At 69.3% G+C, this 26,343-nt stretch carries 22 protein-coding genes; 9 read left to right on the top strand and 13 right to left on the bottom strand.

The window, feature by feature from the left end:
* Positions 1-83: 83 nt before the first annotated feature.
* The 6 genes from ACEU5R_RS09330 to ACEU5R_RS09305 form a co-directional block, all read right to left on the bottom strand.
* A complete protein-coding gene (locus ACEU5R_RS09330) occupies positions 84-1,667 on the bottom strand; it encodes an ABC transporter substrate-binding protein (RefSeq protein WP_392409937.1) in 1,584 nt (527 codons plus the stop codon).
* A gap of 239 nt (positions 1,668-1,906) precedes the next feature.
* Positions 1,907-3,226 (bottom strand): ArgE/DapE family deacylase, encoded by a 1,320-nt coding sequence (locus ACEU5R_RS09325; protein WP_392409936.1) that lies wholly within the window; start codon positions 3,224-3,226, stop codon positions 1,907-1,909.
* Between the two features lie 34 nt (positions 3,227-3,260).
* Positions 3,261-4,760 carry an aldehyde dehydrogenase gene (locus tag ACEU5R_RS09320; protein ID WP_103275240.1) on the bottom strand — a complete coding sequence of 500 codons (1,500 nt, stop codon included), beginning with the start codon at positions 4,758-4,760 and terminating at the stop codon, positions 3,261-3,263.
* A 5-nt stretch (positions 4,761-4,765) separates the two neighbouring features.
* Positions 4,766-6,013 carry a Zn-dependent hydrolase gene (locus ACEU5R_RS09315; protein WP_392409935.1) on the bottom strand — a complete coding sequence of 416 codons (1,248 nt, stop codon included), beginning with the start codon at positions 6,011-6,013 and terminating at the stop codon, positions 4,766-4,768.
* Positions 6,014-6,029: 16 nt separating this feature from the next.
* On the bottom strand, positions 6,030-7,745 hold the full coding sequence (locus tag ACEU5R_RS09310) for a thiamine pyrophosphate-binding protein (protein WP_392409934.1): 1,716 nt from the start codon (positions 7,743-7,745) through the stop codon (positions 6,030-6,032).
* A 90-nt stretch (positions 7,746-7,835) separates the two neighbouring features.
* Positions 7,836-8,564, bottom strand: a complete 729-nt coding sequence (locus ACEU5R_RS09305; RefSeq protein WP_103275237.1) for a FadR/GntR family transcriptional regulator — start codon at positions 8,562-8,564, stop codon at positions 7,836-7,838.
* Positions 8,565-8,887: 323 nt separating this feature from the next.
* Here ACEU5R_RS09305 and ACEU5R_RS09300 point away from each other — a divergent pair, with 323 nt between their 5' ends.
* Positions 8,888-10,378 (top strand): glycosyltransferase family 39 protein, encoded by a 1,491-nt coding sequence (locus ACEU5R_RS09300; protein ID WP_233772489.1) that lies wholly within the window; start codon positions 8,888-8,890, stop codon positions 10,376-10,378.
* Between the two features lie 64 nt (positions 10,379-10,442).
* Here ACEU5R_RS09300 and ACEU5R_RS09295 read toward each other — a convergent pair whose 3' ends face one another.
* Positions 10,443-10,709, bottom strand: coding sequence for a hypothetical protein (locus ACEU5R_RS09295; RefSeq protein WP_392409947.1), 267 nt, complete (start codon positions 10,707-10,709; stop codon positions 10,443-10,445).
* A gap of 154 nt (positions 10,710-10,863) precedes the next feature.
* Between ACEU5R_RS09295 and hemN the strand changes: the two genes are divergently transcribed.
* Positions 10,864-12,294, top strand: a complete 1,431-nt coding sequence (hemN, locus tag ACEU5R_RS09290) for an oxygen-independent coproporphyrinogen III oxidase (protein WP_392409933.1) — start codon at positions 10,864-10,866, stop codon at positions 12,292-12,294.
* A 25-nt stretch (positions 12,295-12,319) separates the two neighbouring features.
* Here the strand turns inward: hemN and ACEU5R_RS09285 are convergent, their stop codons facing one another.
* Positions 12,320-13,063: a response regulator transcription factor gene (locus ACEU5R_RS09285; protein WP_103275234.1), complete on the bottom strand. Its 744-nt coding sequence runs from the start codon at positions 13,061-13,063 to the stop codon at positions 12,320-12,322.
* 290 nt (positions 13,064-13,353) lie between these two features.
* Between ACEU5R_RS09285 and rfbD the strand changes: the two genes are divergently transcribed.
* The 3 genes from rfbD to ACEU5R_RS09270 all read left to right on the top strand — a co-directional run bounded on the left by rfbD (position 13,354) and on the right by ACEU5R_RS09270 (position 16,236).
* Entirely contained in the window at positions 13,354-14,262 is a 909-nt protein-coding gene (gene rfbD / locus ACEU5R_RS09280) for a dTDP-4-dehydrorhamnose reductase (protein WP_392409932.1), read from the top strand.
* Between the two features lie 263 nt (positions 14,263-14,525).
* On the top strand, positions 14,526-14,861 hold the full coding sequence (locus ACEU5R_RS09275) for a hypothetical protein (protein WP_103275232.1): 336 nt from the start codon (positions 14,526-14,528) through the stop codon (positions 14,859-14,861).
* A gap of 121 nt (positions 14,862-14,982) precedes the next feature.
* Positions 14,983-16,236, top strand: a complete 1,254-nt coding sequence (locus ACEU5R_RS09270; protein WP_392409931.1) for an Hsp70 family protein — start codon at positions 14,983-14,985, stop codon at positions 16,234-16,236.
* Between the two features lie 77 nt (positions 16,237-16,313).
* On the opposite strand, the gene ACEU5R_RS09265 is transcribed toward ACEU5R_RS09270, so the two are convergent.
* Positions 16,314-17,234, bottom strand: coding sequence for a LysR family transcriptional regulator (locus ACEU5R_RS09265; protein ID WP_103275230.1), 921 nt, complete (start codon positions 17,232-17,234; stop codon positions 16,314-16,316).
* A gap of 142 nt (positions 17,235-17,376) precedes the next feature.
* On the opposite strand from ACEU5R_RS09265, the gene ACEU5R_RS09260 reads away from it, so the two are divergent.
* The 3 genes from ACEU5R_RS09260 (at position 17,377) to ACEU5R_RS09250 (ending at position 19,457) form a co-directional block, all read left to right on the top strand.
* The gene (locus tag ACEU5R_RS09260) at positions 17,377-18,396 is read left to right on the top strand and encodes an NAD(P)-dependent alcohol dehydrogenase (RefSeq protein WP_392409930.1); all 1,020 of its coding nucleotides are present in this window, start codon (positions 17,377-17,379) and stop codon (positions 18,394-18,396) included.
* A gap of 116 nt (positions 18,397-18,512) precedes the next feature.
* Positions 18,513-19,103, top strand: a complete 591-nt coding sequence (locus ACEU5R_RS09255) for an NUDIX domain-containing protein (protein WP_103275228.1) — start codon at positions 18,513-18,515, stop codon at positions 19,101-19,103.
* An 18-nt stretch (positions 19,104-19,121) separates the two neighbouring features.
* Positions 19,122-19,457, top strand: a complete 336-nt coding sequence (locus tag ACEU5R_RS09250) for a 2Fe-2S iron-sulfur cluster-binding protein (protein ID WP_392409929.1) — start codon at positions 19,122-19,124, stop codon at positions 19,455-19,457.
* An 86-nt stretch (positions 19,458-19,543) separates the two neighbouring features.
* Here the strand turns inward: ACEU5R_RS09250 and ACEU5R_RS09245 are convergent, their stop codons facing one another.
* From ACEU5R_RS09245 to ACEU5R_RS09230, 4 genes are all read right to left on the bottom strand, one after another.
* Positions 19,544-20,845, bottom strand: a complete 1,302-nt coding sequence (locus tag ACEU5R_RS09245) for an MFS transporter (RefSeq protein WP_103275226.1) — start codon at positions 20,843-20,845, stop codon at positions 19,544-19,546.
* 169 nt (positions 20,846-21,014) lie between these two features.
* Positions 21,015-22,169 (bottom strand): hypothetical protein, encoded by a 1,155-nt coding sequence (locus ACEU5R_RS09240; RefSeq protein WP_392409928.1) that lies wholly within the window; start codon positions 22,167-22,169, stop codon positions 21,015-21,017.
* Positions 22,170-22,177: 8 nt separating this feature from the next.
* Positions 22,178-22,906, bottom strand: a complete 729-nt coding sequence (gene fnr / locus ACEU5R_RS09235; protein WP_392409927.1) for a fumarate/nitrate reduction transcriptional regulator Fnr — start codon at positions 22,904-22,906, stop codon at positions 22,178-22,180.
* Positions 22,907-23,002: 96 nt separating this feature from the next.
* Positions 23,003-23,476: a gamma-glutamylcyclotransferase gene (locus tag ACEU5R_RS09230; protein ID WP_103275224.1), complete on the bottom strand. Its 474-nt coding sequence runs from the start codon at positions 23,474-23,476 to the stop codon at positions 23,003-23,005.
* Between the two features lie 139 nt (positions 23,477-23,615).
* Here ACEU5R_RS09230 and clpB point away from each other — a divergent pair, with 139 nt between their 5' ends.
* A complete protein-coding gene (gene clpB, locus ACEU5R_RS09225; RefSeq protein ID WP_392409926.1) occupies positions 23,616-26,222 on the top strand; it encodes an ATP-dependent chaperone ClpB in 2,607 nt (868 codons plus the stop codon).
* Positions 26,223-26,343: the final 121 nt, after the last annotated feature.

The raw sequence follows: 26,343 nt of genomic DNA, 5'->3' as shown, positions 1-26,343 counted from the left end.
GGTCCTCCGTGGGCGGACTGGCCGCCGCGCGGTCCCGGCGCCGCCGCCCCGCGCGGCGGCGCCCAAGACGCTTGCTTCTGGACTTATTTCTCGATGTAGACGTCGTCGAACGACTCGTTCAGGCCGATGGCCGTCCTGACCAGGTTCTTCACGTTGGCGCGGTACAGCGTGGGGAACTCCATGTCCACCAGGAAACCGTTGGCCACTTCCTTGACCAGCGTGGTCTGCAGCTGGCTGTACAGCGCCTGGCGCTTGGCCGGATCGATCTCCGAGGCGGCGGCTTCCCACTGCTTGTCGGTCTCGGGGTTGCTGTAGCCCTGCACGTTGGCGAAGGGCGAGCCCTTGACGATGTTCGACGAGATGTACAGCCGCTGCACGCCCAGCGCCGGATCGCCGTACTGGTAGGTGAAGTTGGTGGTCAGATCGAAGTCCCAGTTGCCGGTGCGGCTGGCCCAGCCGCCGGCGTCGGTGGACTCCAGGTTGACCTTGAAGCCCAGCTGCTCCAGCGCCTGCTTGGTGTATTCGGCCAGGCGGTCCCAGGTGGAGCCGTAGGGGAAGCTCAGCTGGCGGATGGTGTAGTCGCCCGGCTTGATGCCGGATTCCTTGATCAGCGCGCGCGCCTGCTTCATGTCGAAGGGCATGGCCGGCATGTTCTTGTCGTAGAACATCTCGGTGGTGACGAAGGGGCTGGTGGCGACCTTGCCCAGGCCGAAGAAGATGTTGTTGACCACCATGTTGCGGTTGATGGCCGCCATCACCGCCTGGCGCACCTTGAGGTTGTCGAACGGCGGCTTGCGCATGTTGAAGATCAGGTAGGCCTGGGGCGAGAACATCTCCCAGCCGGCGGTGGTGTATTCCACCTTGGGCAGGGCGCGCAGGCGCTTGATGTCGACGTTGTCCACGTCGCCGCCGCGCAGCACGTCCACGCTGCCGCGCTCGAAGGCCACGGCGCGCGAGGCCGCGTCCGGTATCACGTTGAAGACCAGCTCGTCCAGGTAGGGCTTGCCGGGTTTCCAGTAGTCGGGGTTGCGCGCCAGCTTGATGTACTCGCCGCGCTTCCATTCCTTGAACATGAACGGGCCGGTGCCGACCGGCTTCTGGTTGGCCGGGTTGGTCATGTAGTCGGTGCCGGCGTAGATGTGCTTGGGCATGATGGGCGCGAAGCCCGGCTCGAACATCAGCATGAAGGCGGGGAAGGGCGACTTCAGCTTGACGACCACGGTCTTCGGGTCCGGGGCCTGCACCGACTCGACGAATTTGTTCAGGATCACGCGCGCCCGCGCATGCGTCTTGGGCAGCATGTCGGACAGCGAGAACACCACGTCGTCGGCGCTGAAGGGCTTGCCGTCATGCCACTTGACGTTGTCCTGCAGGTGGAAGGTGTAGCTCAGCCCGTCGGGCGCGGCTTCCCAGGACTTGGCCAGGCCGGGCTGCGGCTTCAGGTCGGTGGTGTAGGTCAGCAGGCTTTCATAGATCTTGCCGGCCACGAACTGCGTCGGTCCCTGCTGGTTGATGGCGGTGACGATGACCGGCGGTTCGGGCTGGACGATCATGTTCAGCGTGCCGCCCTTGGTCTGGGCCAGGACGGACGCGGCCGGCAGCAGGGCCGCGAGGGCCAGCGCGCCCAGGACCTTGCGGGATGTCAGGCGGAACGTCGGGCGATGCATCGGGCGATTCCGTTTGTTCGTGTTCACTGCGAGCCTCCGGGCTGGAAAAAGGGGGATGAGGAGCGCACGCCCTTGCGGCGGTCGCGGTGTATTGCAAGCAAGCCTCATGCCACCTGGGTTCTCGGGGTACTGCGGGTCTGTTCGCTACAACGGTGCTGCGTGCCGGCGCCGCGTTCTGGTGCGGGACCCGGTGCATGCCGGGCGCCGCGCACCATCGCGGCGTTTTCTGGGTATGGAATTCAGCGCGGCGCTGGCGCCACGCCGCACCAGTCCACGATGAACTGCGCCATCGCCGTCGCCACGCGCTTCATGCTGGCGATCGACACGGATTCGTCGATGCCATGGATGTTGCGCGCCTCGGGGCCGTAGCAGGTCACGGGCAGGTCTGTCATCAGGCGGAAGTGGCGCGCGTCGGTGGTGGCGGTGCAGGCCAGCTTCGCCGGCGCCTGGCCGGTGGCCTTTTCATGCGCGGCGGCCAGCGCCCGCATGGCGGGCGCGTCCAGGTCGAACTCGCAGCCCGGCGCGAACTGGCCCTGCCAGCGCAGCTGCACGGTCAGCGCCGGATTCAGCCGCGCCACCGTGGCGCGCACGCGCGCGGCCACGATGTCGCGCGCGGCCTCCGGCGTCATGTCCGGATAGAAGCTGAAGCGTATGCCCAGCGTGCAGGTGCAGGGCACCGACGAATTCCATTCGCCGCCTTCGATGCGGCCCAGGTTGAAATTGATCGGATGCGGCTGGTCGGCGAAGGCGGGGTGGCGGTGCTCGGGCGCGTTCCACTGCGTCTCCAGTTCCTTCAGGTCCGCCATGATGGCGATGCCGGCCTCGATCGGATTCACGCCCGAGCCCATGTAGGCCACGTGCGCGGGCTTGCCGGTCAGGTCGACGAACATCCAGCACACGCCCACCTGCGCGCGCAGCATGGCCTCGCCGAAGGGTTCGGGAATGATCACCGCGTCGAAATCCTCCAGCCGGGCGCGCGCCGTGGCCCGGCTCAGGGCGTTGAGCGTGGCCAGCGTGCCGGCGCCGGTGTCTTCCTCGTTCAGCACCGCGTTGAAGCCGACCGTGCCGGCCGGCCGCAGGCCCATGTCGAGCAGCGCCTTGTAGGCGGCCATGGCGCAGACGATGCCGGCCTTCATGTCGCCGCTGCCACGGCCGTACAGCCAGCCGTCCACCACCGCCGGCTCGTAGGGCGGGCGCGACCACATGGCGGCGGGGCCGGTGGGCACCACGTCGATATGGCCGTTGAACAGCACCGAGCGGCCGCCCGGCGCGGCCGGGACGTGGCGCGCCAGCAGGTTGTAGCGGCCGTCGTCGGGGCCGCAGGGGCAGGCGTAGAGCGGCAACGCCTTGAGCGCGGCGTCGTCCAGCAGGATGCGTTCGGGCGCCAGCCCGAGTTCGCGCCAGGCCTGCTCGATGTAGCGGGCGGCGGGTTGTTCCGCGCCCGATGGGCTTTGGGCCGCGACGAAGTCCGACAGCGTCCGGACCATATAGGGTTCCAGGGCGTCGATGGCGGCGGCGATGCGTTGCGTGTCCGGCTGCAAGATTTTTCCCCTTTGCATGTTCTGGGACGGTGCGCGCGTGAGCGATGGGCGGCTACACGGTGAGATCGATCCAGGTGGTCTTCAGGTCGCTGTACTTGTCCAGCGCGTGCAGGGACTTGTCGCGGCCGAAGCCCGATTGCTTGACGCCGCCGAACGGCACGGTGACGTCGCCGTCGGCATAGCAGTTGACCCATACCAGCCCGGCGCGCAGGCGGCGCGACAGGCGGTGGGCGCGTCCCAGGTTGGCGGTCCACAGGCCCGCGCCCAGGCCGTAGGAGGAATCATTGGCCAGCGCGATGGCCTCGTCCTCGGTGCCGAAGCGCTGGGCGGCCAGCACCGGGCCGAAGATCTCCTCGCGCATCAGCGCGCCCTGGGGGCCGGCGCAGTCGAAGATAGTGGGCTCGATGTACCAGCCGCCGCTGTCCGCGCGCACCTGGCGGCCGCCGACGCGCAGCCGCGCGCCCTCGGCCTGGCCGGCGGCGATGCGCGCCATGACCGAGCGCGTCTGCCGTTCGTCCACCATCGCGCCCAGCGCGGTGGCCGGGTCCAGCGGATTGCCCGGCGCCATGGCGGCCGCGTGGCGCGCGACCTTGTCCATGAAGGCGTCGTAGATGCCGTCCTGCACGTACAGGCGCGAGCCGGCGATGCAGACCTCGCCCTGGTTCGAGAAGATCGCCAGCGCGGCGATCAGGGCGGCGCGGTCCAGGTCGGGGCAATCCTCGAACACGATGTGGGGCGACTTGCCGCCGCATTCCAGCCAGACGCGCTTGAGGTTCGATTCGCCGGAATACGTCATGAAGCGCTTGCCGGTGGCGGTGGAGCCGGTGAAGGCCACGCAGTCCACGTCCGGATGCAGGCCCAGCGCCCGCCCGGCCACCGGGCCGGCGCCGGGCAGCACCTGGAACGCGCCGGCCGGGATGCCGGCCTGCTCGACCAGCGCGGCCAGCCGGATCGCGCTCAGGGACGATTGCTCGGCGGGCTTGAGGATGACGCTGTTGCCGGCCGCCAGCGCCGGCGCGACCTTCCAGGCCGCCATCAGCAAGGGGTAGTTCCAGGGCACCACGGCCGCCACCACGCCCACGGGTTCGCGGGTGATGGTGGCCAGCGCATTGGCGCCGGTCGGGGCGATCTCGTCGTAGCGCTTGTCGACCGCCTCGCCGTACCAGGCGTAGGTCTGGATGGTTTCGGGCAGGTCGAACTGCAGCGCGTCGCGGATGGGCTTGCCCATGTCCAGCGTTTCCAGCAGCGCCAGTTCCTCCTTGTGGGCCTCGATCAGCGCGGCCAGGCGCAGCAGCGCGGCCTTGCGCTCGCGCGGCGCCAGCGCCGACCAGGCGCCGGCCTCGAAGGCGCGGCGGGCGGCGGCCACGGCGCGGTCGACATCGGCCTGGCCGCAGGCGGCCACGTCGGCCAGCTTGCGGCCGTCGATCGGGCTGCGGGCCTCGAATGTCGCGCCGTCGGCCGCATCGGCGTAGGCGCCGTCGATGTAGGCGCGGCCTTCCGGGCGCAGCGCGGCGGCTTGCGATTGCCAGTAATCCAGCGTGTGCAGTGTCATGTCGTTCAGCTCCCGCTGCGGCCGGCGCGCGCCACCATGGCGTCCAGCAGCACGTTGCAGCCGGCTTCCAGGTGCTGCGGTTGCGCGTCCTCGATTTCGTTGTGGCTGACGCCGTCCTTGCAGGGCACGAAGATCATGGCGGTGGGCGCGACCGAGGCCATGTACACCGCGTCGTGTCCGGCGCCGGTGACGATGTCCATGGCCGGCAGGCCACGGCTGGCGGCGCCCTGGCGCACCTTGCCGACCAGGTCGGGATCGAAGGGCGTGGGCCGGAAATACTGCACGTCCTTCAGTTCCACCTCGACATGGTGGGCCGCCGCCACGTCCTTGCAGGCCTGGCGCAGCGCCTGGTCCATGCGGGTGAGCGTGGCTTCGTCCTCGTGGCGCAGGTCGGCCGTCATGCGCACCTGTCCGGGGATGACGTTGCGCGAGCCGGGATGGGCGTGCAGCTCGCCCACCGTGCCTCGGCCATGCGGCTGGTTGGCGTTGGCGATGCCGATCACCGCCTGCACCAGGTGGCTGGCCGCCAGCAGCGCGTCGCGACGGATCGGCATGGGCGTGGGGCCGGCGTGCATTTCCATGCCGGTCACGATGATGTCGTACCAGCGCAGGCCCAGCGATCCGGTGACCACGCCCACGACCTTTTCCTCGTGCTCCAGGATCGGGCCCTGCTCGATGTGCGCCTCGAAATAGGCGTCCACCGGACGGCCGCCCACCGGGTCCGCGCCGGCGTAGCCGATGGCCTGCAATTCGTCGCGCACCGACAGGCCCTGGGCGTCGCGGGCGGACAGCGCGGTTTCCAGCGTGAATTTGCCGGCGAACACGCCCGAGCCCATCATCACCGGCACGAAGCGCGAGCCTTCCTCGTTGGTCCAGATGGCGACTTCCAGCGGCGCTTCGGTCTGTACGCCGGCGTCGTTGAGCGTACGGATCACTTCCAGGCCCGCCAGCACGCCGTAGCAGCCGTCGAACTTGCCGCCAGTGGGCTGGGTGTCGATGTGGCTGCCCGTCATGACGGGGGGCAGCGTGTCATCGCGGCCGGCGCGGCGCGCGAAGATGTTGCCCAGCTGGTCCACGCGCACGCGCATGCCGGCGTCGCGCATCCAGCCCGTGACCAGGTCGCGGCCCTGGCCGTCCAGCGCGGTCAGGGCCAGGCGGCAGTTGCCGCCCTTGGCGGTGGCGCCGATCCGGGCCAGGTCCATCAGGGACTGCCACAGCCGGTTGCCGTTGACGGACAGAGGGGAATTGCTCATGGTCGGCCTCTAGGGTTCAGGAGTGGAGGGGAGCGGCCTGGCGCGCCAGGGCGGCGTCGCGGATGGCCGACAGGGTCTGGCCGGGCGCGATGCCGTCGGCGTCGTAGCGGATGTCCAGCAGCGCGGGCAGGCGTTCGCGCTCGGCATAGGCCAGCGCGCGCTCGAAGGCGGCGGCGAAGTCCTCGGTGCGCGTCACGATTTCGCCGTAGCCACGGTAGCCGCGCGCGATCTGCGCGAAATCGGGATTCTCGAAGCCCAGCGCGATCGGACGGCCGGGAAACTCGCGTTCCTGGTGCGCGCGGATGGTGCCCCACATGCCGTTGTTGAACACCAGCACCACGACGCCCAGGCGGTACTGCTGGGCGACGCCGAGTTCCTGCATGTTCATCTGGAAGCAGCCGTCGCCGGCGTAGCAGACCACCGTGCGCTGCGGATGTTCGAGCTTGGCGGACAGGGCCGCCGGCAGGCCGTAGCCCATCGCGCCCAGCGTCGGCGCCAGGCTGGTGCCGGGGCCGGCGAACTGGCGGTAGCGGTGCGGATAGAGCGCATAGTTGCCCGCGCCCACGGTGACGCAGGCGTCGGCCGGCAGGCGTTGATTGACGCCGGCGGCCAGCGCGTCCAGGCTCAGCGGGCCGGGCGCGGGCAGCGGCGCCAGGCTGTCCAGGTATTCCTGGTGAGCCTGGCGCACGGCCTGCGCGCGGGACGCGGCATGGCCGGGGATCAGCGTCGCGGCGGCCTCGGCGAATTCGGCCGGGCCGGCCACGACGGCCTGCCAGGGCTGGTAGACGCGGCCCAGTTCTTCCGGGTCGGGATGCACGTGGATCAGCCGCTGCGCCGGCAGCGGGCAGGCCGGCAGCAGATAGCCTTCGGTGGTGGCCTCGCCCAGCCGCGTGCCCACGGCCAGGATCAGGTCGGCGGCCGCGAGGCGCGCGCGCAGCGCGTCCGTCATGCCCCAGCCGACCTGGCCGGCGGCGTTGGGATGGCGCTGGTCGAAGCATTCCAGCCGCCGCCAGGCCGTGCCGACCGGCAGCTCGAAGGCCTGGGCGAAGGCGGCGATGCGCTCGACCGCCCTGGCGGTCCAGCCGCTGCCGCCCAGCAGCAGGAAGGGATGGCGCGCGGCGTCCAGCGCGGCGCGCAGGCGTTCGAGGTCCGGCGCGCCGGGATGGTTCGGCACGCGCTGGTAGCGCGGCATGTCCGGGACGGCGGCCGTGCCCCACAGCGTGTCTTCGGGCAGCGCCAGCACCACCGGGCCGGGCCGGCCGCTGGTGGCGGTGGCGTAGGCGCGGGCGATGAACTCGGGGATGCGGTCGCAGCGGTCGATCTGGGCGACCCACTTGGCCATGGGGCCGAACATGCGGCGGTAGTCGATTTCCTGGAAGGCCTCGCGCTCCATGAAGTCGTTGCCGACCTGGCCCACGAACAGGATCATGGGCGTGGAATCCTGGAAGGCCGTGTGCACGCCGATGCTGGCGTTGGTGGCGCCCGGACCGCGCGTGACGAAGCAGATGCCCGGCTCGCCGGTGAGCTTGCCGTAGGCCTCGGCCATGTAGGCGGCGCCGCTTTCCTGGCGGCACACGACGGGTTCGATGGCGCCCGCGTGTTCGTGCAGCGCGTCGATGCAGGGCAGATAGCTTTCGCCCGGGACCAGGAACACGCGCCGCGCGCCGTGGATGCGCAGCTGCTGCATCAGTATCTGGCCGCCATTGCGCGGGACAGGAGGTACTACCGTCATGCAGGCACTCCCTGGAGTGGGCGCCGGGGGCGCCGATGGGTTTCGGAGCGACCGTCGCGGCGTCAGGCCGTCGGCGGTCGCGCGCAAGGGTCAGAGATCGGGGCGGATGCTCCCGTCGTCGTCGCCGAAGTCCTCCCGCAGGCGCGCCAGGATGCCGATCAGGTGCACATGCATGGCATGGCGCGCGCGGATCGGGTCGCGGGCGAGGATGGCGGTGAGGATGCGTTGGTGCTCGGCGTGGGCGACTTCCCACACCTTGGTGTTGACGAAGTAGTCCTGCATCCGGCTGAACACGGGGCTGCTCTGGCTCAGGTTCCACAGGTGCGCCACGCTGGCGGCCAGGGCGGCGTTGCCGCAGGCGGCGGCGATGGCGCTGTGAAAGGCGCGGTCGTGCTGGCCGGGCATGTCGGTCAGCGACATGCCCTCGTGCGCGGCGCGGATGGCGGCCAGCTGCGCGGGCGTGGCCTGTTGCGCGGCCAGCGCGGCGCATTCGGGCTCGATCAGCATGCGCGCTTCCAGCAGGTCGAAGGGGCCGATGTCCTCGGCGCCGGCGGCGGGCGCGGGCGCCGGCGGCGCCGCGCCTTCGCGGGCGGTCACGAACACGCCCGAGCCGACGCGCACTTCCACGTAGCCTTCGATTTCGAGCGCGATCAGCGCCTCGCGGATCGAGGCGCGGCTGACCTGCAGCTGTTCCGCCAGTTCGCGTTCCGACGGCAGGCGACTGCCGCGCGGGAAATCGCCCGCGCGGATCCGGCCGGCGATTTGGTCGGCGATCATGCGGTACAGGCGGGTGACGGCAACGGCTTGGAAGGTGGTCATGGCGGAAGAAGAATGCCGCGAATCTTGGTCAAGTGGTCAGGCCAGTAAATATAGACCTGAAAATCCAGATAAAAGAAAAATATATTGAATTTAAAGGGAAAACGATCTCAGGGTATGTACTGAGAACTATCTGGTGGTCAGGCCAATTTGCCTGAAATTCGGCCCCTGACGCCGCTCCGCAGAATGCTTTACAGATTCTGAACAAATGCTAAACAAAAGCCCGTCCCAGGCCCTGGGGATGCGTCTGATAATGCCGTGCCGCCCGATGCCGGGCGATCGGCGGGACCGGCGGCCGCGATGCGCGGGAAATGGGAGCAAGAGGGTTGAAGGACACGCTGCACGCCATCCGGCCGCGAGCCTGGCAGGTCGTTCTGGGCATGATCGCGTTCGCCGCGCCCTGGCTGTGGCTGCTGGAGCGCTCGACGCTGGCGCCGCCGACGGACAATATCGAGCAACTGACCTGGGTGCGCAGCCTGGAGTGGGGCTACTACAAGCATCCGCCGCTGCCGACCTGGCTGTTGTGGCCCTTCGTGCAGGCGCTGGGCTGGTCCGCGTGGACCACCTATGTGCTGGGCGCGCTCTGCACGCTGGGCGGGTTCTTCATCTATTGGCGCATGCTGCGCGGCATGCGCGGCGGCGCGTATGCGTTGGTCGCGTTGCTGGCCGGGCTGTGCGTCACGTTCTACAACGGCCGGCTGCATTTCTACAACCACGAGATCCCGCTGATCACCTTCGTGGCCGGCGCGGCGGCCGCCTGCTGGCGCGCCTGGCAGACGCGCAAGATCGTCTGGTGGGTGGCGCTGGGCCTGTGCCTGGGCCTGGGCGCGCTGTCCAAGTACCAGGCGGCCGTGGCCGCGCTGTGCGTGTTCGTGTTCTGGCTCAGCCAGCGCGGCTGGCGCGATCCGATGCAGGTGTTCGGCCTGCAGGTGGCGGCGCTCACCGCGTTGGCGGTCTTCTTCCCGCACCTGTACTGGCTCATCGAGCACAACTTCGAACCGCTGGGCTATGCGATGTCGTCCTCGCTGGGCGCGGACCTGTCCTGGGGCGCGCGTTCGCGCGAAGTGGGGCGCTGGTGGGGCGACCAGATCCTGAACCGCGCATTGCCGGCCTGGGCCTTGCTGGCCGCCCTGTGGCTGGTCACGCGCCGGTTGCGTCCGGCGGCTCCCCAGGTGGCGGCCGATGTCGCGCCCGATGCGGCGCGCGCCCTGCTGCTCGCGTTCGGGCTGGTGCCGCTGCTGTTCGTCAGCATGATGGCCCTGGTCTCCGGCGCCCACGTGCAGCTGCATTGGGGCACGCCTTATCTGTTGTTCGTGGTGCCGGCGGCGTTGGAGCTGGCGGGCGGCGGCGCCTGGACTCGGCGGGTGCCCCCGCGCGCCGCGCTGGTCGCCTTCCTCGTGGTCCAGGCCGCCCTGATGCTGCGCATGGCGCTGGTGGCGCCGACCGGCGGCGCGATCGCGCGCAAGCCGGACGATTGGCGCTATTTCGATTCGCGGGCGCTGGCCGAGGCCCTGCATGCGCCGGCCATGCGCGCCTTGGGCGGACCCGTCAGGCTCGTGTCCGGGCCGCCCGCCGAGGCCGGCGCGCTGGCCCTGCGCCTGCCGGAGCGGCCCCTGGTGCTGATCAAGGGCGAGCCGCGTTTCAGCCCCTGGGTGCCGGCCGACCTGGCCAGCCGTTGCGGCGCGCTGGAGCTGAAACGGGCGCCGGCCCGGCCCGAGGGTTTCGAGCCGGTGGCGGCCGAGTTCCGCAACCTGTACTGGCGCGTCAGGCGCCCGGACGGCAATGGCTGCGGCGCCTCGGACCCTCATGCTTCGTAGCGGCCGCCATCGGGGGCCGCTCCCGGGCCGCGCCGCGCGGCGCCCGGAGCCGGCGCGAACGGGCCTAGGCGTCGGCCGCGCCGGGCTCGGGCGTCTGCGTGAAGGCGCGCACCAGCCGGGCGATGCCGTCCAGCTCGTCCTGGGCGCCGGACACCCAGGCCGGCACCTCGAAGGGGCTGTCGGACGGCGCATCGTGCATGTGCGCCTTCAGGTCGCCCAGCAGTTCCAGCGCCATGTCGGTGGCCTGGGGATTGCTGCGGGTCGACAGCGCGATGGCGATGGCCAGCGCCTGTCTCATGGCCAGCAGGCGGCCATCCAGTTCTGTACCCATGTCTGTGTCCATGCGGGACTCCTAGTCTTGCCGGTTCGGGGGCGAGGGCGGATTTTAAGGGACGCGCCGGCGGAGCAGCCGCCAGGGCGTCGGGGCGCGCCCCGTTTGCGCGAGATCAAGGCGGCGTGCGCGCCGCGAGCGAATAATCCAAGGTATGCAAGCCGCCCTACGCCCTCAATTCTCGCAAGCCCCGGCGTCGTCCGCCGCCGAGCCCTTTTTTCCTCCCCAGCTCCTGGCGCGGCTGGACAAGAATGGTCCCCGCTATACCTCGTACCCGACCGCCGACCGTTATCACGGCGGATTTGGCGAGCCGGCGTACCGCCAGGCGCTGCGACAGCGGCGCGCGAGCAGCCCGTCCGAGCCACTGTCGCTGTATGTGCACATTCCGTTCTGCGATTCGGTTTGCTACTACTGCGCCTGCAATAAGGTCGTGACCCGGCATCATGACCGCGCCGCCCGCTATCTGGACGCCCTGGCGCGGGAAATCGCGCTGCACGTGGAGGAACTGGGAGCGGGCGTGCCCGTGTCGCAGCTGCATTTCGGCGGCGGCACGCCGACCTTCCTGTCGGATGAGGAACTGACCGGGCTGATGGGCGACCTGCGGCGCGCCTTCCGTTTCGAGCCCGATGCCGAGATATCCATCGAGGTGGATCCGCGCACGGCCACGCCCGAACGCCTGGGGCTGCTGCGCACGCTGGGTTTCAACCGGCTCAGCTTCGGCGTGCAGGATTTCGACCCGCGCGTGCAGGTCGCGGTGCACCGGGTGCAATCGTTCGAGGAGGTGCGGGCGCTGGTGCAGAGCGCGCGGGCGCTGGGCTACGCCTCGGTCAACGTGGACCTGATCTATGGCCTGCCGCTGCAGACCACGGAATCGTTCGCCTGTACGATTTCGCAGGTGATCGCGCTGCGACCCGACCGCATCGCGCTGTACGCCTATGCGCACCTGCCGGAGCGGTTCAAGCCGCAGCGCCGCATCAACGAGGCGGACCTGCCCGACCGCGCCACCCGCGTGGGCCTGCTGAGCGCGGCCATCGAGGGGTTCCTCAAGCATGGCTATGCCTACATCGGCATGGACCATTTCGCGCTGCATTCCGATTCGCTGGCGCAGGCCAAGCAGCGCGGCGAGCTGCACCGCAATTTCCAGGGCTACAGCACGCAGCCGGACCGTGACCTGGTGGCGCTGGGCGTGTCGGCCATCGGCCGCATCGGCAATACCTACAGCCAGAACGTCAAGACGCTGGACGCATACTACGAGGCCATCGAATCCGGGCGCTTCGCGACCGAGCGGGGCCTGGAGCTGAGCCCCGACGATCTGGTGCGGCGCGAGATCATCATGGACATCATGTGCCAGGGCGACGTGGACTTCGCCCAGGTCGAGGCCCGGCACGGCCTGCGCTTCGGCGACTACTTCGGCCGCGAACTGTCCCAGCTGGCGAATCTGGCCGAACTGGGCCTGGTCAACCTGCGCGCCGGCGGCGTGCAGGTGACGGGCCTGGGCTGGTACTTCGTGCGCGCCGTGGCCATGACCTTCGACGGCTATCTGCGCGCCGCCAGCAGCGGCGCCAGCTACTCGCGCATCATCTGAGGCGCGGGCGCACCCCGCGCCTGCCTCATCCGGCGAACTTCTCGCGCAGGTACAGGGCCAGGGATAGATCGTCCGAGAGCTCGAGCTTGCGCATCGCGCGGCGCTTGTGCGTGCTGATGGTCTTCTTGCTGCGCATCAGGCGGGCCGCGATCTGCGTCACCGACAGGCCCTGGCTGATATGGCGCAGGATCTCGACTTCGGAGGTCGTCAGCTGCGCGTGCGGCGGCGTCGGCCGGATGGCGCGTATCTTGCCGTCCTGCACCGACAGGAAGGCGTCCTTGCCACTGAGCACGCCACGGATCATGTCCGGCAGCAACACCATGCCCCATTGCTTGGCGAGATAGCCGCTGGCGCCGCCACGGAAGGCTGCGTATTGCGTTTCGTGCCGGTTGCCCGCGGAAAAGGTGATGAGCGCCATCGTCGGGTGATAGCGCTTGAGCCGCCGCAGGTAGTTCACGCCGTCCCAGGGTTCCTGGGGCAGGTAGAAATCGATCAGCGCCACGTCGCAAGGCGAGGCGGCCAGCTTTTCCAGCAGGCCCCGCGCCGACGTTTCCTGGTGCACGACCCGGAAGCCCTGGCGCATTTCCAGGTAAGCTCCCACTCCCAGCGCCACGACGGGATGGTCGTCCAGGATGGCGACCCGGATGGGGGCGGGCGGGCGCGACAGCAGCAGGTGTCGGCGGCCGCCCGAGCGGGCGGCGCCGGGACCCGGGCGTTCGGGACCCGAAGCGTCAGACGCCGAGAATGATGTCGTATTGACCGGTTTCATCGATGCTCCGCTGGCAGGTGGACAAGACTGGGATGGCGCGGGGCCATCGAGGGCGGCCATGGTTCGCATCCTCAATAGTCTTAAATTTGCGAAGTCAGATTACGTTTTAGTATGGCTATCCGGATGCGACTCAGGCCAAAATCGGACCATTGAACCGTCAGAATCGCGGCATGACGGACACAAGGGCATGAAGGCTGGTGCATCGGCCGGTATTTGCGCGACAGACAGGCGATCCGCGCGGAGCGGAGCGGGCCTGTGGAGAGACGCGGCGGGCGCCGCAGAGCGAGAGCATGACCAAGAAGATTCTGCTGCTGGGCCGGGATGGGCAATTGGGTTTCGAGCTGCGTCGCAGCCTGGCGCCGTTGGGCGTGGTGTCGGCGGCGGGCAGGAATGATTGCGACCTGACCTATCCTTTGCAGATAGCCCGGCTCGTGCGTCGGGAAAAGCCCGACGTGATCGTCAATGCCGCGGCCTGGACCGCCGTGGAGCGCGCCGAGGAAGACCCGGTGCGCGCCATGCGGATCAACGCCGAGGCGGTTGGCGAGCTGGCGGCGCTGGCCGCCGCGCGCGGCGCGCTGATGGTGCACTACTCGTCCGATCACGTGTTCGACGGCGCCAAGTCCGCGCCCTATGTCGAGGATGACGAGGCCGCGCCCCTGAACATGTACGGACGCAGCAAGCTGGCCGGCGAACGCGCCGTGCAGGCGGCCAATCCGGCGCACCTGATCTTCCGGGCGTCCTGGGTCTATGGCGTGTTCGGCCACAGCTTTCTCAAATCCATGCTGATGGCCTTGCGCCAGCCCGAGGCCTTGCGCGTGGTCGGCGACCAGCGCGGCGCGCCGACCGACGCGGCCTATATCGCCGACGTCACCGCGCTGGCCGTGGCGCGCTATCTGCATGGCCAAGGCGACTATCCGTTCGGCCTGTACCACCTGAGCGCCTCGGGCGATGCCAGCTGGCATGAGTACGCCTGCTTCATCGCGCGCCAGGCCCGCCGCGCCGGCCTGGCCCTGACGCTGACGCCGGCCGACATCCACGCCGTGCCGGCCAGCGAGTATCCGAACGCCGCGCAGCGTCCGGCCAATGCCACGCTGGACTGCGGCCGGCTGGCCCGGGCCTTCGGGGTGCGCGCGCCGCACTGGCATGACGGCGTGACGCATGCGCTGGCGGCCATCGCGGGCACGCGGAACCTGATCTAGCCTTCGGGGGCGTGCAGCGGGCCGGGCTGGCGCGGCGGCGACGCGTCGGGAACGACGCGATCAAGCGGCAACGAAGAGTCCAGGAAGAGCGCGGGAAGAGCCCATGAAGAAGCCACGAAGAAACCACGAAGAAACGGCGGGAAACATCTGCACGGCATTGTGTTGCGTCTTGGCGCGCGCAGGCGGACTACCATAGGCCGGCGCGCAAGCCCGCCGGACGCATGGTCGGGCGCGGCCTGCGCCTTATTTCCCGAGAGGTCGCCATGAAGAAAACCATCGTTTCCGCTTTCCTGTTCGCCGTCGCCTGCACGGCGGGTCTGGCGCAGGCGCAGACCGCCGCGCCCGCCAGCCAGGAATTCCAATACCCCAGCGTCCGCTCCAAGGACGGCAGCCTCTCGCCGCCCTCGACGCTGCGCATCACCGTCACGGGCGAGGCCGGGGCGCAGGCGCCGGCGGCGATCAGCGATACCCCGGCCAGCAGGTCCGAGTACGAACGCTGCCGCCGGGTCTCGGACCGCGCCGCAGTGTCCAACGCGCAGATGCAGACCGGCGTGGCGCAATGCCTGCGCGAGCTTGAACAGCGCCGCCAGCAGCAATAGCGGGGCGGCCAGGACGGCGGGCCGGGGCGCCCCGGCGGACGAGGGCGGGGGCGGGCAGGGAGCGATCCGGCGCGGGCAGGGTACACTTGTGCGCCGTTTTGCCCCCAAGCCTTTGAATTCCATGATTTCCTCCGCATGCGGCGTCGACTTCGGCACGTCCAATTCCACCGTGGGCTGGAGCCGCCCCGGCCAGCACGCGCTGCTGTCGCTCGAGGACGGCAAGCCCACCCTGCCGTCGGCCATCTTCTTCCATGACGAAGACAACGAGGTCAGCTATGGCCGGGGCGCCATCGCCGACTATCTGGCCGGCTACGACGGGCGCCTGATGCGCTCGATGAAGAGCCTGCTGGGCAGCTCGCTGATCGACGGCTCCACCGAGGTCCAGGGCCGTTCGATTCCGTTCCGCGTGCTGCTCACGCGCTTCATCGCCGAACTCAAGCGCCGCGCCGAGACCGCCGCCGGCCGCGATTTCCAGCGCGTGGTGCTCGGTCGCCCGGTATTCTTCGTGGACGACGATCCGGCCGCCGACCAGACCGCGCAGGACACTTTGGGCGAGATCGCCCGCCAGGTCGGCTTCACCGACATCGAGTTCCAGTTCGAACCGCTGGCCGCGGCTTTCGACTATGAATCGCAGATCGACCGCGAGGAGCTGGTGCTGGTCATCGACATCGGCGGCGGCACCTCCGACTTCTCGTTGATCCGCCTGGGCCCCGGCCGCGCCGGCAAGGCCGATCGCCGCGAGGACATCCTGGCCTACGGCGGCGTGCACATCGGCGGCGCGGACTTCGACAAGCAGCTGAGCCTGGCCCACGTCATGCCGCTGCTGGGCCTGGGCAGCCAGCTGCGCAGCGGCAAGGACGTGCCGTCCACGCAGTACGGCAATCTGGCCTGCTGGCACACCATCAACCAGGCGTATACCCGCAAGGCCGCCGAGCACTTCGCCTACATCCGCGCCGAGGCCGGCGACCGCGCCAAGATCGACCTGCTGCTGAATCTGGTCAAGGAGCGCGCCGGCCACTGGGTGGCGGTGCAGGTGGAAGAGGCCAAGATCGCGCTGTCGGAAGCGCCCGAGGCCCGCATCGACCTGTCGCGCGTCGGCGCGGGGCTGGCCGTGGACGTGACGCGGCCGTCCTTCGACGCCTGTGTCGGCCGGCTGATCGAAAAGGTGGAAACCACCGTCGGCGCGCTGCTGCGCGACGCCGGCGTGGCGGCGGCGGACGTGGACACCGTGTTCTTCACCGGCGGTTCCAGTCGCGTGCCCCGGCTGCGCGAAAGCGTGTCGGCGCTGGTGACCGGCGCGCGCAGCGTCGAGGGCGACCTGTTCGGCAGCATCGGCGCCGGCCTGGCGCTGGACGCGTTGCGCAAGTTCGGCTGAACGAGGTATTCGGCGCGCCGGTCTCGCCGGCATTCTCTACCCCCTGATCCGCGCGGGTACGCGCGAGGCCGTCCCCGCTACGGCGCCAGCATCGCAGGCACGCGCGCGGCCAGCGCGTCGATCGCGGTGCGGGTCTTGGAGGGCAGGTGGCGCGCCTGCGGCCAGACCGCGTGCACCTCATGGGCGGCCAGCTGGTCGCCGTGCATCAGCACTTCCAGCTCTCCCGTGCCGACATAGCGCGCCAGCATCCAGCAGGGCAGCCAGGCCAGGCCGGCGCCGGCGATGGCCGCGTCGGCGATGGCCTGCAGGTCGTCCAGGCGCAGGCTGGGCCGCAGGCGCAACTGTGTCGCGCGGCCATCCTCGTCCTGCATCGTCCAGGCCTTGTCCTGGCCGCCGCGCGCATAGATGATGCCGGCGTGCGCCTGCATCTCCTGCGCCGTGACGGGACGGCCATGCGCGGCGATATAGGCGGGCGACGCGCCGATGCCCATTGTCTGCAGGCCCAGCCGGCGGGCCGCGAGGCTGGAACTGTCCGGCAGGTCGCCGACGCGGATGCCCAGGTCATAGCCTTCGTCGATCAGGTCCACCACGCGGTCGCTGAACGAGATGTCGACCTCCAGCTGTGGATAGCGGCCCGCCAGCTCGCGCAGCACCGGCGCGACGCAATGCCGGCCAAACACCAGCGGCGCGGTGACGCGCAGGCGGCCCTGCGGCTCGCGGCGGCCGCTGTCCAGCTCCGCCTCGGCCGCCTGCAGTTCGGCCAGCGCGCGCACGCAGCGGTCGTAATAGGCCTGGCCGTCGTCGGTCAGGCTTTGCTGGCGCGTGGTGCGGTGGAACAGCCGCACGCCCAGCCGGGCCTCCAGCCGCGCGATGGACTTGCCGACGGCCGAGCGTGTCAGGCGCAGGCGCTCGGCCGCCAGCGCGAAGCTGCCGGCCTCGGCCGCCTGCACGAAGGCTTCGATGCCGTTGAGCCGGTCGTGGACATTGCGGGTATTCATGGCAATCCTTGATTGGTGCCTTTTGGGAATCATTGAAAGGAAAAAAATGCGCCACTAGGGATATCTATTCCCCTATATCTTAGCGATACCGGGCGACGCCGGCACGGCGCGCCTTCCATTACGTATCGCAAGGAATCTCATCATGCAGGCCTATTACGTCACCGGCGGCAAGGGCATCGAATCGCTCAAGCGCGTCACGCTGGAATCGAAAGCGCTCGGCCCGTACGACGTGCGCGTGCGCGTTCACGCCGTGTCCCTGAACTTCCGCGACCTGATGGTCGCGGACGGCATTTACCTGAAGGGCAGCGGCGCGCCCGTGATCCCCGCCTCCGACATGGCTGGCGTGGTCGCCGCCGTGGGCGAGCGCGTCACGCGTTTCCGCGTGGGCGACCGTGTCATGGGCGCCTTCATGCCGGACTGGGTCGATGGCGAGCCCACGCCGGCCAAGACCGCGCTGGCGCCGGGCGCGGCCACCGATGGCGTGCTGGCCGAGGAAGCCGTCTATGCCGAACACGGGCTGGTCGCCACGCCGGCGGGTCTGTCGGACGAAGAGGCCGCGACCTTGCCCTGCGCGGCGGTGACCGCGTGGAACGCCCTGTTCGTCGGCGGCCGCGCGCAGGCGGGCCAGACGGCGCTGCTGCTGGGCACGGGCGGCGTGTCGATCTGGGGGTTGCAGCTGGCCAAGGCCGCCGGCCTGCGGGCCATCGTCACCTCGTCCAGCAACCGCAAGCTGGAACAGGCGCGCGAACTGGGCGCGGATGTGCTGATCAATTACCGCGAGACGCCCGAATGGCAGGTCGAAGCGCTGCGCCAGACGGACGGCGACGGAGCGCACGTCGTGGTGGAAGTGGGCGGGCAGGGCACGCTGGAGCGCTCGGTGGCCGCCGTGCGCATGGGCGGCACGGTATCCATGATCGGCGGCGTCAGCGGCTTTGGCGCGACGCCGGTGGCGCCGCTGGCGCTGATCGGCGGCGCCAAGCGCCTGGAAGGCATTTTCGTGGGCAGCCGCAAGATGCTGGAGGACCTGGCCCGTTTCGTCTCGGTCGCCGGCATCAAGCCCGCGATCGACCGGGTCTTTGGCTTCGACGAGGCGCCGGCCGCCTTCGCGCACCTGGCGTCCGGCAGCCATTTCGGCAAGGTGGTGATCCGGGTAGCGCCGTAGGCGCGGGGCCGGGCGCGCGGCCCCGCGGGACCGTCGCGGCGCGATGGTAAGCTCATGCACTCCTGCCGGGCGGACGGCGCAGGCCGCCGCCCTCCCGGCCGCCATCCGCACGCGCCATGACGACCAAACCCGAATCCCATCTGCACGAAGAGCTGGTTTCCAGCGTGGCGGCCTATGACGGCCGCTTCCTGAAGATCCGCAACGACACCGTCCGCCTGCCCAACGGCAACACCTCCACGCGCGAATACGTGGTGCATCCCGGCGCCGTGGTGGTGATCCCGCTGCTCGACGACGGCCGGGTGCTGCTGGAGCGGCAGTTCCGCTATCCCATCGGCCGCGTCATGACGGAGTTTCCCGCCGGCAAGCTGGACCCGGGCGAGGATCCGCTGGCCTGCGGCAAGCGCGAGCTGCTGGAGGAAACCGGCTATACCGCCGCGCAATGGGCCCACGCCGGCGCGCTGCACCTGGCGATCGCCTATTCCACCGAGATCATCCACATCTTCTTCGCGCGCGGCCTGCGCGCCGGGCCGAGGCAGCTGGACCAGGACGAGTTCCTGGACGTGATCAGCGCCCAACCGTCGGAGCTGTACGAGGCCTGCGCCCGGGGAGAAGTGACGGACGCCAAGACCCTGACCTGCACGCTGTGGCTGCAGAACGTGCTGTCCGGCGCCTGGCAGCTGGACTGGCGCGACGACGCGGCCGGCTGAGCCCGTCCGCCTTTCGCCATGCCCTCGCATCCGGTCCTGATCCAGCCCTCGGGCCTGCGTTTCGATGCCGACGAGGACACGCCGCTGCTGCTGGCCGCGCAGGCCGGCGGCATCAAGCTGCCCAGCTCCTGCCGCAACGGCACCTGCCGCGCCTGCATGTGCCTCATGCTGGAGGGCGAGATCCGCTACCGCATCGAATGGCCGGGCCTGTCGCGCGACGAGAAGGAGGAGGGCTGGATCCTGCCCTGCGTGGCGCATGCCGTCACGGCGCTGGAGATCCAGTCCTTGCAGGCCGCGCCGCTGGAGCCGTCCGCGCCCGCGCCCGAGCGGGCGCTGACCGGAGCGCGGCGCTAGCCGGCGCATGCCGGCGTGTGGCGCGGGGCCGGCGCGGGCCTATTGCGGCGGGCCGCCCGCGTCAGGCCCGCTCGCGCCCGCTGTCGCTATTCATGTCGGTGCATGGCCGATTCGCGGCGCGTGTCGCGCATGGTCGCATACACCAGCAGCGACAGGAAGATCACGCCGGCCAGGTAGTAATAGAACCATTGCTCATGCCCCTGCTGCTTGAACCACAGGGCGATGGCGGGCGCCGTGCCGCCGAAGATCGACACGGTCACCGCATAGGGCACGGCCACGCCGGTGGCGCGGATGTTGGTCGGGAACAGCTCGGCCTTCACCACGGCGTTGATCGAGGTGTAGCCGGCCGTGAAGACCCAGGCGCCGCAGATCAGCAGGAAGGCGATGAAGGGCGAGCGCGTCTGCGCCAGCGTGTACAGGATGGGCACGGTCAGCAGCGCGCCCGCGACGCCGAAGAACACCAGCAAGGGCTTGCGCCCGATGCGGTCGGACAGCGCGCCATACAGCGGCTGCAGGATCAGCGCGAAGATCAGCGAGGCGGCGATCACATAGGTGGTGACGATGTCAGAGAACCCCGCCGTCTGCCGGACGAAGGTCTGCATGTAGGTGGTGAAGGTGTAGAAGGCCGCCGTGCCGCCCGCCGTCAGGCCCACCACGATGGCCACCTCGCGCGGGTACTTCAGCAGGCCGCGCAGCGAGCTGGTGCGCGGCTGGGTCTTGCTGGCGGCCTTGTAGGAATCGGTCTCGGGCATGTCGCGCCGCATGAAGGCGGTCACGATGGCAAGCAGCGCGCCGATCACGAAGGGGATGCGCCAGCCCCAATCCACCAACTGCTGGTGAGTCAGGAACACGTTCTGCAGCAGCAACAGCACCAGGATCGCGCTGAGCTGGCCGCCGATCAGCGTCACATACTGGAAGCTGGAATAGAAGCCGCGGTGCTCGGCGTCGGCGATCTCGGTCAGGTAGGTGGCGCTGGCGCCGTATTCCCCGCCCAGGCTCAGCCCCTCGATCACGCGCGCCAGCGCCAGCAGCGCCGGCGCGGCCAGGCCGATGGAAGCGTAGGTGGGCGTGAGTGCGATGATCAGCGAGCCCACGCACATCATGCCCACCGACACCATCAGCGACAGCCGCCGGCCGTGCCGGTCCGCGATATGCCCGAACAGCCAGCCGCCCAGCGGCCGCACGATGAAGCCGGCCGCGAACAGCGTGGCGGCATTGAGCTGCTGGACGACGGGATCGTGCGAGGGGAAGAAGGCGGGGGCGAAGTACAGCGCGAAGGCGGTGTAGGCGTAGAAGTCGTACCACTCGACCAAGTTGCCCATGGAGCCGACGAAAATGGCCTTGATGCGGCGCTTCGCGTCGGCGACATCCAGATGCGTGTGCGTCATGGCGGTCCTTGCTGCTTGCCGGAATGGGAAACGCCGGCGCGGCCGCAAGCGCGCCGCCGCCAGCATGTCCCTATATTGCTCCCGGCCGCGCGAAATTGCACGCGCCGCCGCGCCATTGTTCAGCTTGCTGTCATGATTGGAGGGCGCCCTGGACGGTGCCTGGCGGGCGCTACTTGCCGCGCGGCTTGATCGGCTCGCAGGGCGCGGCCTTGTCCGTCCCGCGCGCGCCTTCGCCCAGCAGGGCCTGGGCGCCGCATTCCGAGCCGAACATGTTCTTGCCGTCGTGGCCCACGCCGCGCACTTCGTAGCCGGCGCGGTGCAGCGTGACCGGCTTGCCGCCGCGCGACGCGAGCAGGAACTCGTATTGCAGGTAGGCGGTGCCGCGCGCCAGTCGCGTGGAGCCCTGGGCTTCGGCGCCGCAGGTCTTGTCCAGCAGCCGGTGCTCGGGGTTGTTGTCGGCGCCGCCTAGCAGGTAGGTGACGTCGCGCGCCGCGTAGCGCACGAACAGCCGGGATTCCTCCTGGCCGCGCGCGTAGGCGGGCAGCTTGTCGGTGCCGTACTTGTACTGGTTGTAGGTGGGGCAGATGCCGCGTTCGTAGGGCGCGTAGCCCTTGCCGTCCGGGCGTGGCCGCTCGTTGGTCAGGTACAGGTAGGAAGAGGGATTGGCGATCACGTAGCGCAGCGCCAGCCCATCGCGGCGCAGCGGGCCGTCGACGTTGTTCAGCACGGCGTAGCGTTGCACCAGCTGCGCGCCGCCGGAATGGCCGGCCAGCACGATGCCGGCCAGCGCGGGCAGGCGCTGGCGGTCGTCCAGGCTGCGCAGCAGGTCATCCAGAACCTGGAACGAGCTGACCGGCGCCGGCCGGCCGGCGGCCTGCACGCTGTCCTCGCCTTCTTCCCAGCTGGCCTTGCGCCACGCCGCCATGCCGGCGAAACCGGAATCGATGGAACCGGAAAAACGCGGCGCCAGCACCAGTGTGTCGCGCGCGCGCTCCGGATTGCGTTCCAGCAGGTCGGTCACGTATTCGTAATAGCGGTCGGCGTCGCGCTTGACGCCGTGGATCACCACCACCACCTGCTTGATGTCGGCCAGTTCGCCCTTGCCCAGCGGACGGTTGGCGTAGACCGGGATCTTGTAGCGATGGCCCGGCTTGCCCAGCTCGACGGTCTGCCAGCGCGCCGGCTTGGCCGGCTTGGGCGCGGGCGTGGCTTCGTCGTAGTCGTAGGGATCGGGCAGGGGCGTCTGCGCGGCGGCCGCCAGCGGGGCCATCAACGCCGCCAGCATCAGGCTGGCGGCCGGCAGGAAGGCGCGCGCGCGGCGCATGGGCGGCTTCAGCAGCTTTCTTGGCCCAGCAGCTGCTTGAGCGCAGGCTGGTCGAGGATGCGGACTTCGCGCTGGTTGATGCGGATCAGCCCATCGCGCGCGAAGCGCGAGAACAGCCGGCTCACCGTTTCCAGCGTCAGGCCCAGGTAGTTGCCGATTTCCTCGCGGCTCATGCGCAGCACGAATTCGGTGGACGAATAGCCCAGCGAGGCGTAGCGCTGCGACAGGTTCAGCAGGAAAGCCGCCAGGCGCTGCTCGGAGCGCATCGAGCCCAGCGAGGCCAGCATCTGGTGCGAACGCGTGATCTCGCGGCTCATCAGACGGCGGAACTGCTGCTGCAGCGAGGGCAGGTGGGCGGCGACGCGGTCGACTTCATTCAGGCGAATGACGCAGACTTCGGAGTCTTCCAGGGCGACGGCGGCCGACACGTGCTTGCCCTCGAGCATGCCGTCCATGCCGACGATCTCGCCGGGCAGGTGGAAACCGGTGATCTGGATCTGGCCAGTCGCGTCTTCGAGCTGCGTCTTCAGGCTGCCGAAGCGCACGCCATAGACCGCATCGAGGGGGTGATCCAGCGAGTACAGCGTCTTGCCCTTTTCAAGGCGCACGCGTTCCTTCACCAGTTCGTCCAGCTTTTCTACTTCGGCGGCTGCCATGCCCACGGGCACGCACACGTGTCCCAGCATACACGTGGAGCAATGGGCGGCATCTGGGGCTACGGGGACCCTTTTTTGCATATTGACCTCTATAGCGCCCGTCGAGCGGCGGGTAGCCGATGCGGGCATGAAGCGTGATGACAATTGGTATTGTAGTCCGTTGTTACTACGGGTGTCTTACGCGCTCGCGGCGTCCTTGGACAGGGACGCCGCGCGAGCGTTCCCCGCGTGGCGGTAAACGACCCAGTCCGTGACGTGATCGACGGCCGCGATGTCGCTGGCGGCGCCACGCCGCGCGGGATCTATCGGGTAGTACTGACAGGGCAGCTCCGCGCCGTCCGGGCCCGGCTGCGCGAGGCGCGCCAGCACGTCGCGGCGCAGGAAGCAGCCGGGCCGGCCGGGATGGTAGTCCTCGATCTCGTCCATCAATTGGATATGGGCCGGCTCGACCTGATAGATATCTCCTAGGACGCGACGCCCGTCAGCCACGGGAATCAGGCCGGGCCAGGCGCCGAAGTCGACCAGCCGGCCCGGCACGCTGGCCGCGCCGACCCGCCGTACCGCCGGCAGTCCACGGTCGGAGGCGGTCCGCTCCAGGTCGTTGATCTCGCCCGCGCGTAGCGTGCCGTAGACAAAAACGTATATGCTCATGATTCCTCAGGTTGCCGCACGTCGATAGAGTCCGCAAGGCCGGCAGGGTATTGAAATTCCCCGTCCCGGCCGCATATTCAGGTCATCGAGCCAGCCGGCGATGCATCGGTCAGGCTCCTCAACAAGCCAAACGACCACTATGCGATTCGACAAACTTACCACCAAGTTCCAACAGGCATTGGCGGACGCCCAGAGCCTGGCCGCCCGCAACGATCATCCCTACATTGAGCCCATACATGTGCTGTCCGCGCTGCTGTCCGATCCCGACAGCGGGGCCGGCAGCCTGCTGGCGCGCGCCGGCGTCGCCGTGAACCGGTTGCAGCCGGCCATCGAGCAGGCGCTCAAGTCCCTGCCTCAGGTGCAGGGCGATGACAACGTCCAGGTCGGCCGCGAGCTGCAGGGCGTGCTGACGCGCACCGACAAGGAAGCCGCGCGCCGGGGCGACACCTACATCGCCAGCGAGTTGTTCCTGCTGGCGCTGGCCGACGACAAAGCCCCGGCCGGCCGCATCCTGCAGGAAGCCGGCCTGCAGAAGAAGGCGCTGGAAGCCGCCATCGACGCCGTGCGCGGCGGCGAGTCGGTGTCCGCCGCCGAGGGCGAGTCCAACCGCGAGGCCCTGTCCAAGTACACGATGGACCTGACCGAGCGCGCCCGCCAGGGCAAGCTCGACCCGGTGATCGGTCGCGACGACGAGATCCGCCGCACCATCCAGATCCTGCAGCGCCGCACCAAGAACAATCCCGTGCTGATCGGCGAACCCGGCGTCGGCAAGACCGCCATCGTCGAAGGCCTGGCGCAGCGCATCGTCAACGACGAAGTGCCCGAGACGCTGCGCGGCAAGCGCGTGCTGTCGCTGGACCTGGCCGCGCTGCTGGCCGGCGCCAAGTTCCGCGGCGAATTCGAAGAGCGCCTGAAGGCCGTGCTGAAGGAACTGGCGCAGGACGATGGCAGCAACATCGTTTTCATCGACGAGTTGCACACCATGGTCGGCGCCGGCAAGGCCGAGGGCGCGATGGACGCCGGCAACATGCTCAAGCCCGCGCTGGCGCGCGGCGAGCTGCATTGCATCGGCGCGACCACGCTGGACGAATACCGCAAGTACATCGAGAAGGACGCCGCGCTGGAGCGCCGCTTCCAGAAGGTGCTGGTCGACGAACCCGACGTGGAATCGACCATCGCCATCCTGCGCGGCCTGCAGGAACGCTACGAGATCCACCACGGCGTCGAGATCACCGACCCGGCCATCGTGGCCGCGGCCGAGCTGTCGCACCGCTACATCACCGACCGCTTCCTGCCCGACAAGGCCATCGACCTGATCGACGAGGCCGGTGCGCGCATCCGCATGGAAATCGATTCCAAGCCGGAAGTGATGGACAAGCTCGACCGCCGCATCATCCAGCTCAAGATCGAGCGCGAGGCCGTCAAGAAGGAAACCGACGATGCCTCCAAGCGCCGCCTGGGCGTGATCGAGGACGAGCTCGAAAAGCTGCAACGCGAGTACAACGACTTCGAGGAAATCTGGAAGGCTGAAAAGGCCGCCGTGCAGGGCACGCAGGCCATCAAGGAAGAGATCGACGGCGTGCGCGCCGAGATGGCCGAGCTGCAGCGCAAGGGCCAGTTCGACAAGCTGGCCGAGCTGCAGTACGGCAAGCTGCCCGACCTGGAGGCGCGCCTGAAGGCCGCCGAGATCGGCGCGGCCGAGGCCGCCACCGAGGCCGAGGGCGATGAGGGCCGGCCGCGCCTGTTGCGCACCCGCGTCGGCGCCGAGGAAATCGCCGAGGTCGTGTCGCGCGCCACCGGCATCCCGGTGTCCAAGATGATGCAGGGCGAACGCGAGAAGCTGCTGCACATGGAGGAATACCTGCACAAGCGCGTGGTGGGCCAGGACGAGGCCGTGCGCCTGGTGTCCGACGCCATCCGGCGTTCGCGCGCCGGCCTGGCGGATCCGTCGCGGCCCTATGGCTCGTTCCTGTTCCTGGGCCCCACGGGCGTGGGCAAGACCGAGCTGACGCGCGCGCTGGCCGAGTTCCTGTTCGACTCCGAAGAGCACATGATCCGCATCGACATGAGCGAGTTCATGGAAAAGCACTCGGTGGCGCGGCTGATCGGCGCGCCTCCGGGCTACGTGGGCTATGAAGAGGGCGGCTACCTGACCGAGGCCGTGCGCCGCAAGCCCTACAGCGTGGTGCTGCTGGACGAAGTGGAAAAGGCCCATCCGGACGTCTTCAACGTGCTGCTGCAGGTGCTGGACGACGGTCGCCTGACCGATGGCCAGGGCCGCACGGTGGACTTCCGCAACACCGTCATCGTGATGACCTCGAACCTGGGCTCGCATCACATCCAGAGCCTGGCCGGCAAGCCCTACGAGGTGGTCAAGGAAGTGGTGTGGGACGAGCTCAAGCAGACGCTGCGGCCCGAGTTCCTGAACCGCATCGACGAGGTGGTGGTGTTCCACGGCCTGGAAGCGCAGCACATCGAGTCCATCGCCCGCATCCAGCTGCGCCGCCTGGGCGAGCGCCTGGAACGGCAGGAGATGCGGCTGGAAGTGACCGAGGCCGCGCTGGCCGAGCTGGCGCGTTCGGGCTTCGATCCGGTGTTCGGCGCGCGGCCGCTCAAGCGCGCGATCCAGCAGCAGATCGAGAACCCGGTGGCCAGGCTGATCCTGGAAGGCCAGTTCGGTCCGCGCGACGTGGTGCCGGTGGATTGGCGGGACGGCCAGTTCGTCTTCACCCGCACCTTGCAGTAAGCGGGGCCGTGCGCGGCAGGAGCCTGCCGCGCGCCGACACGACCCCGGCGGCTCACGTCCGAGCCGCCGGGGTTTTTTACGCGCCTCGCAGGCGAGGCGGGGGCGCCCCCGCGCGCGCGGG

The organism is Achromobacter sp. 413638 (genome assembly GCF_043119405.1).
In the GTDB taxonomy this organism is placed as follows: Bacteria; Pseudomonadota; Gammaproteobacteria; order Burkholderiales; family Burkholderiaceae_B; genus Achromobacter.
The sequence above is the reverse complement of the archived record's forward strand: the minus strand, read 5'-3'. Positions and strand labels throughout refer to the sequence as shown.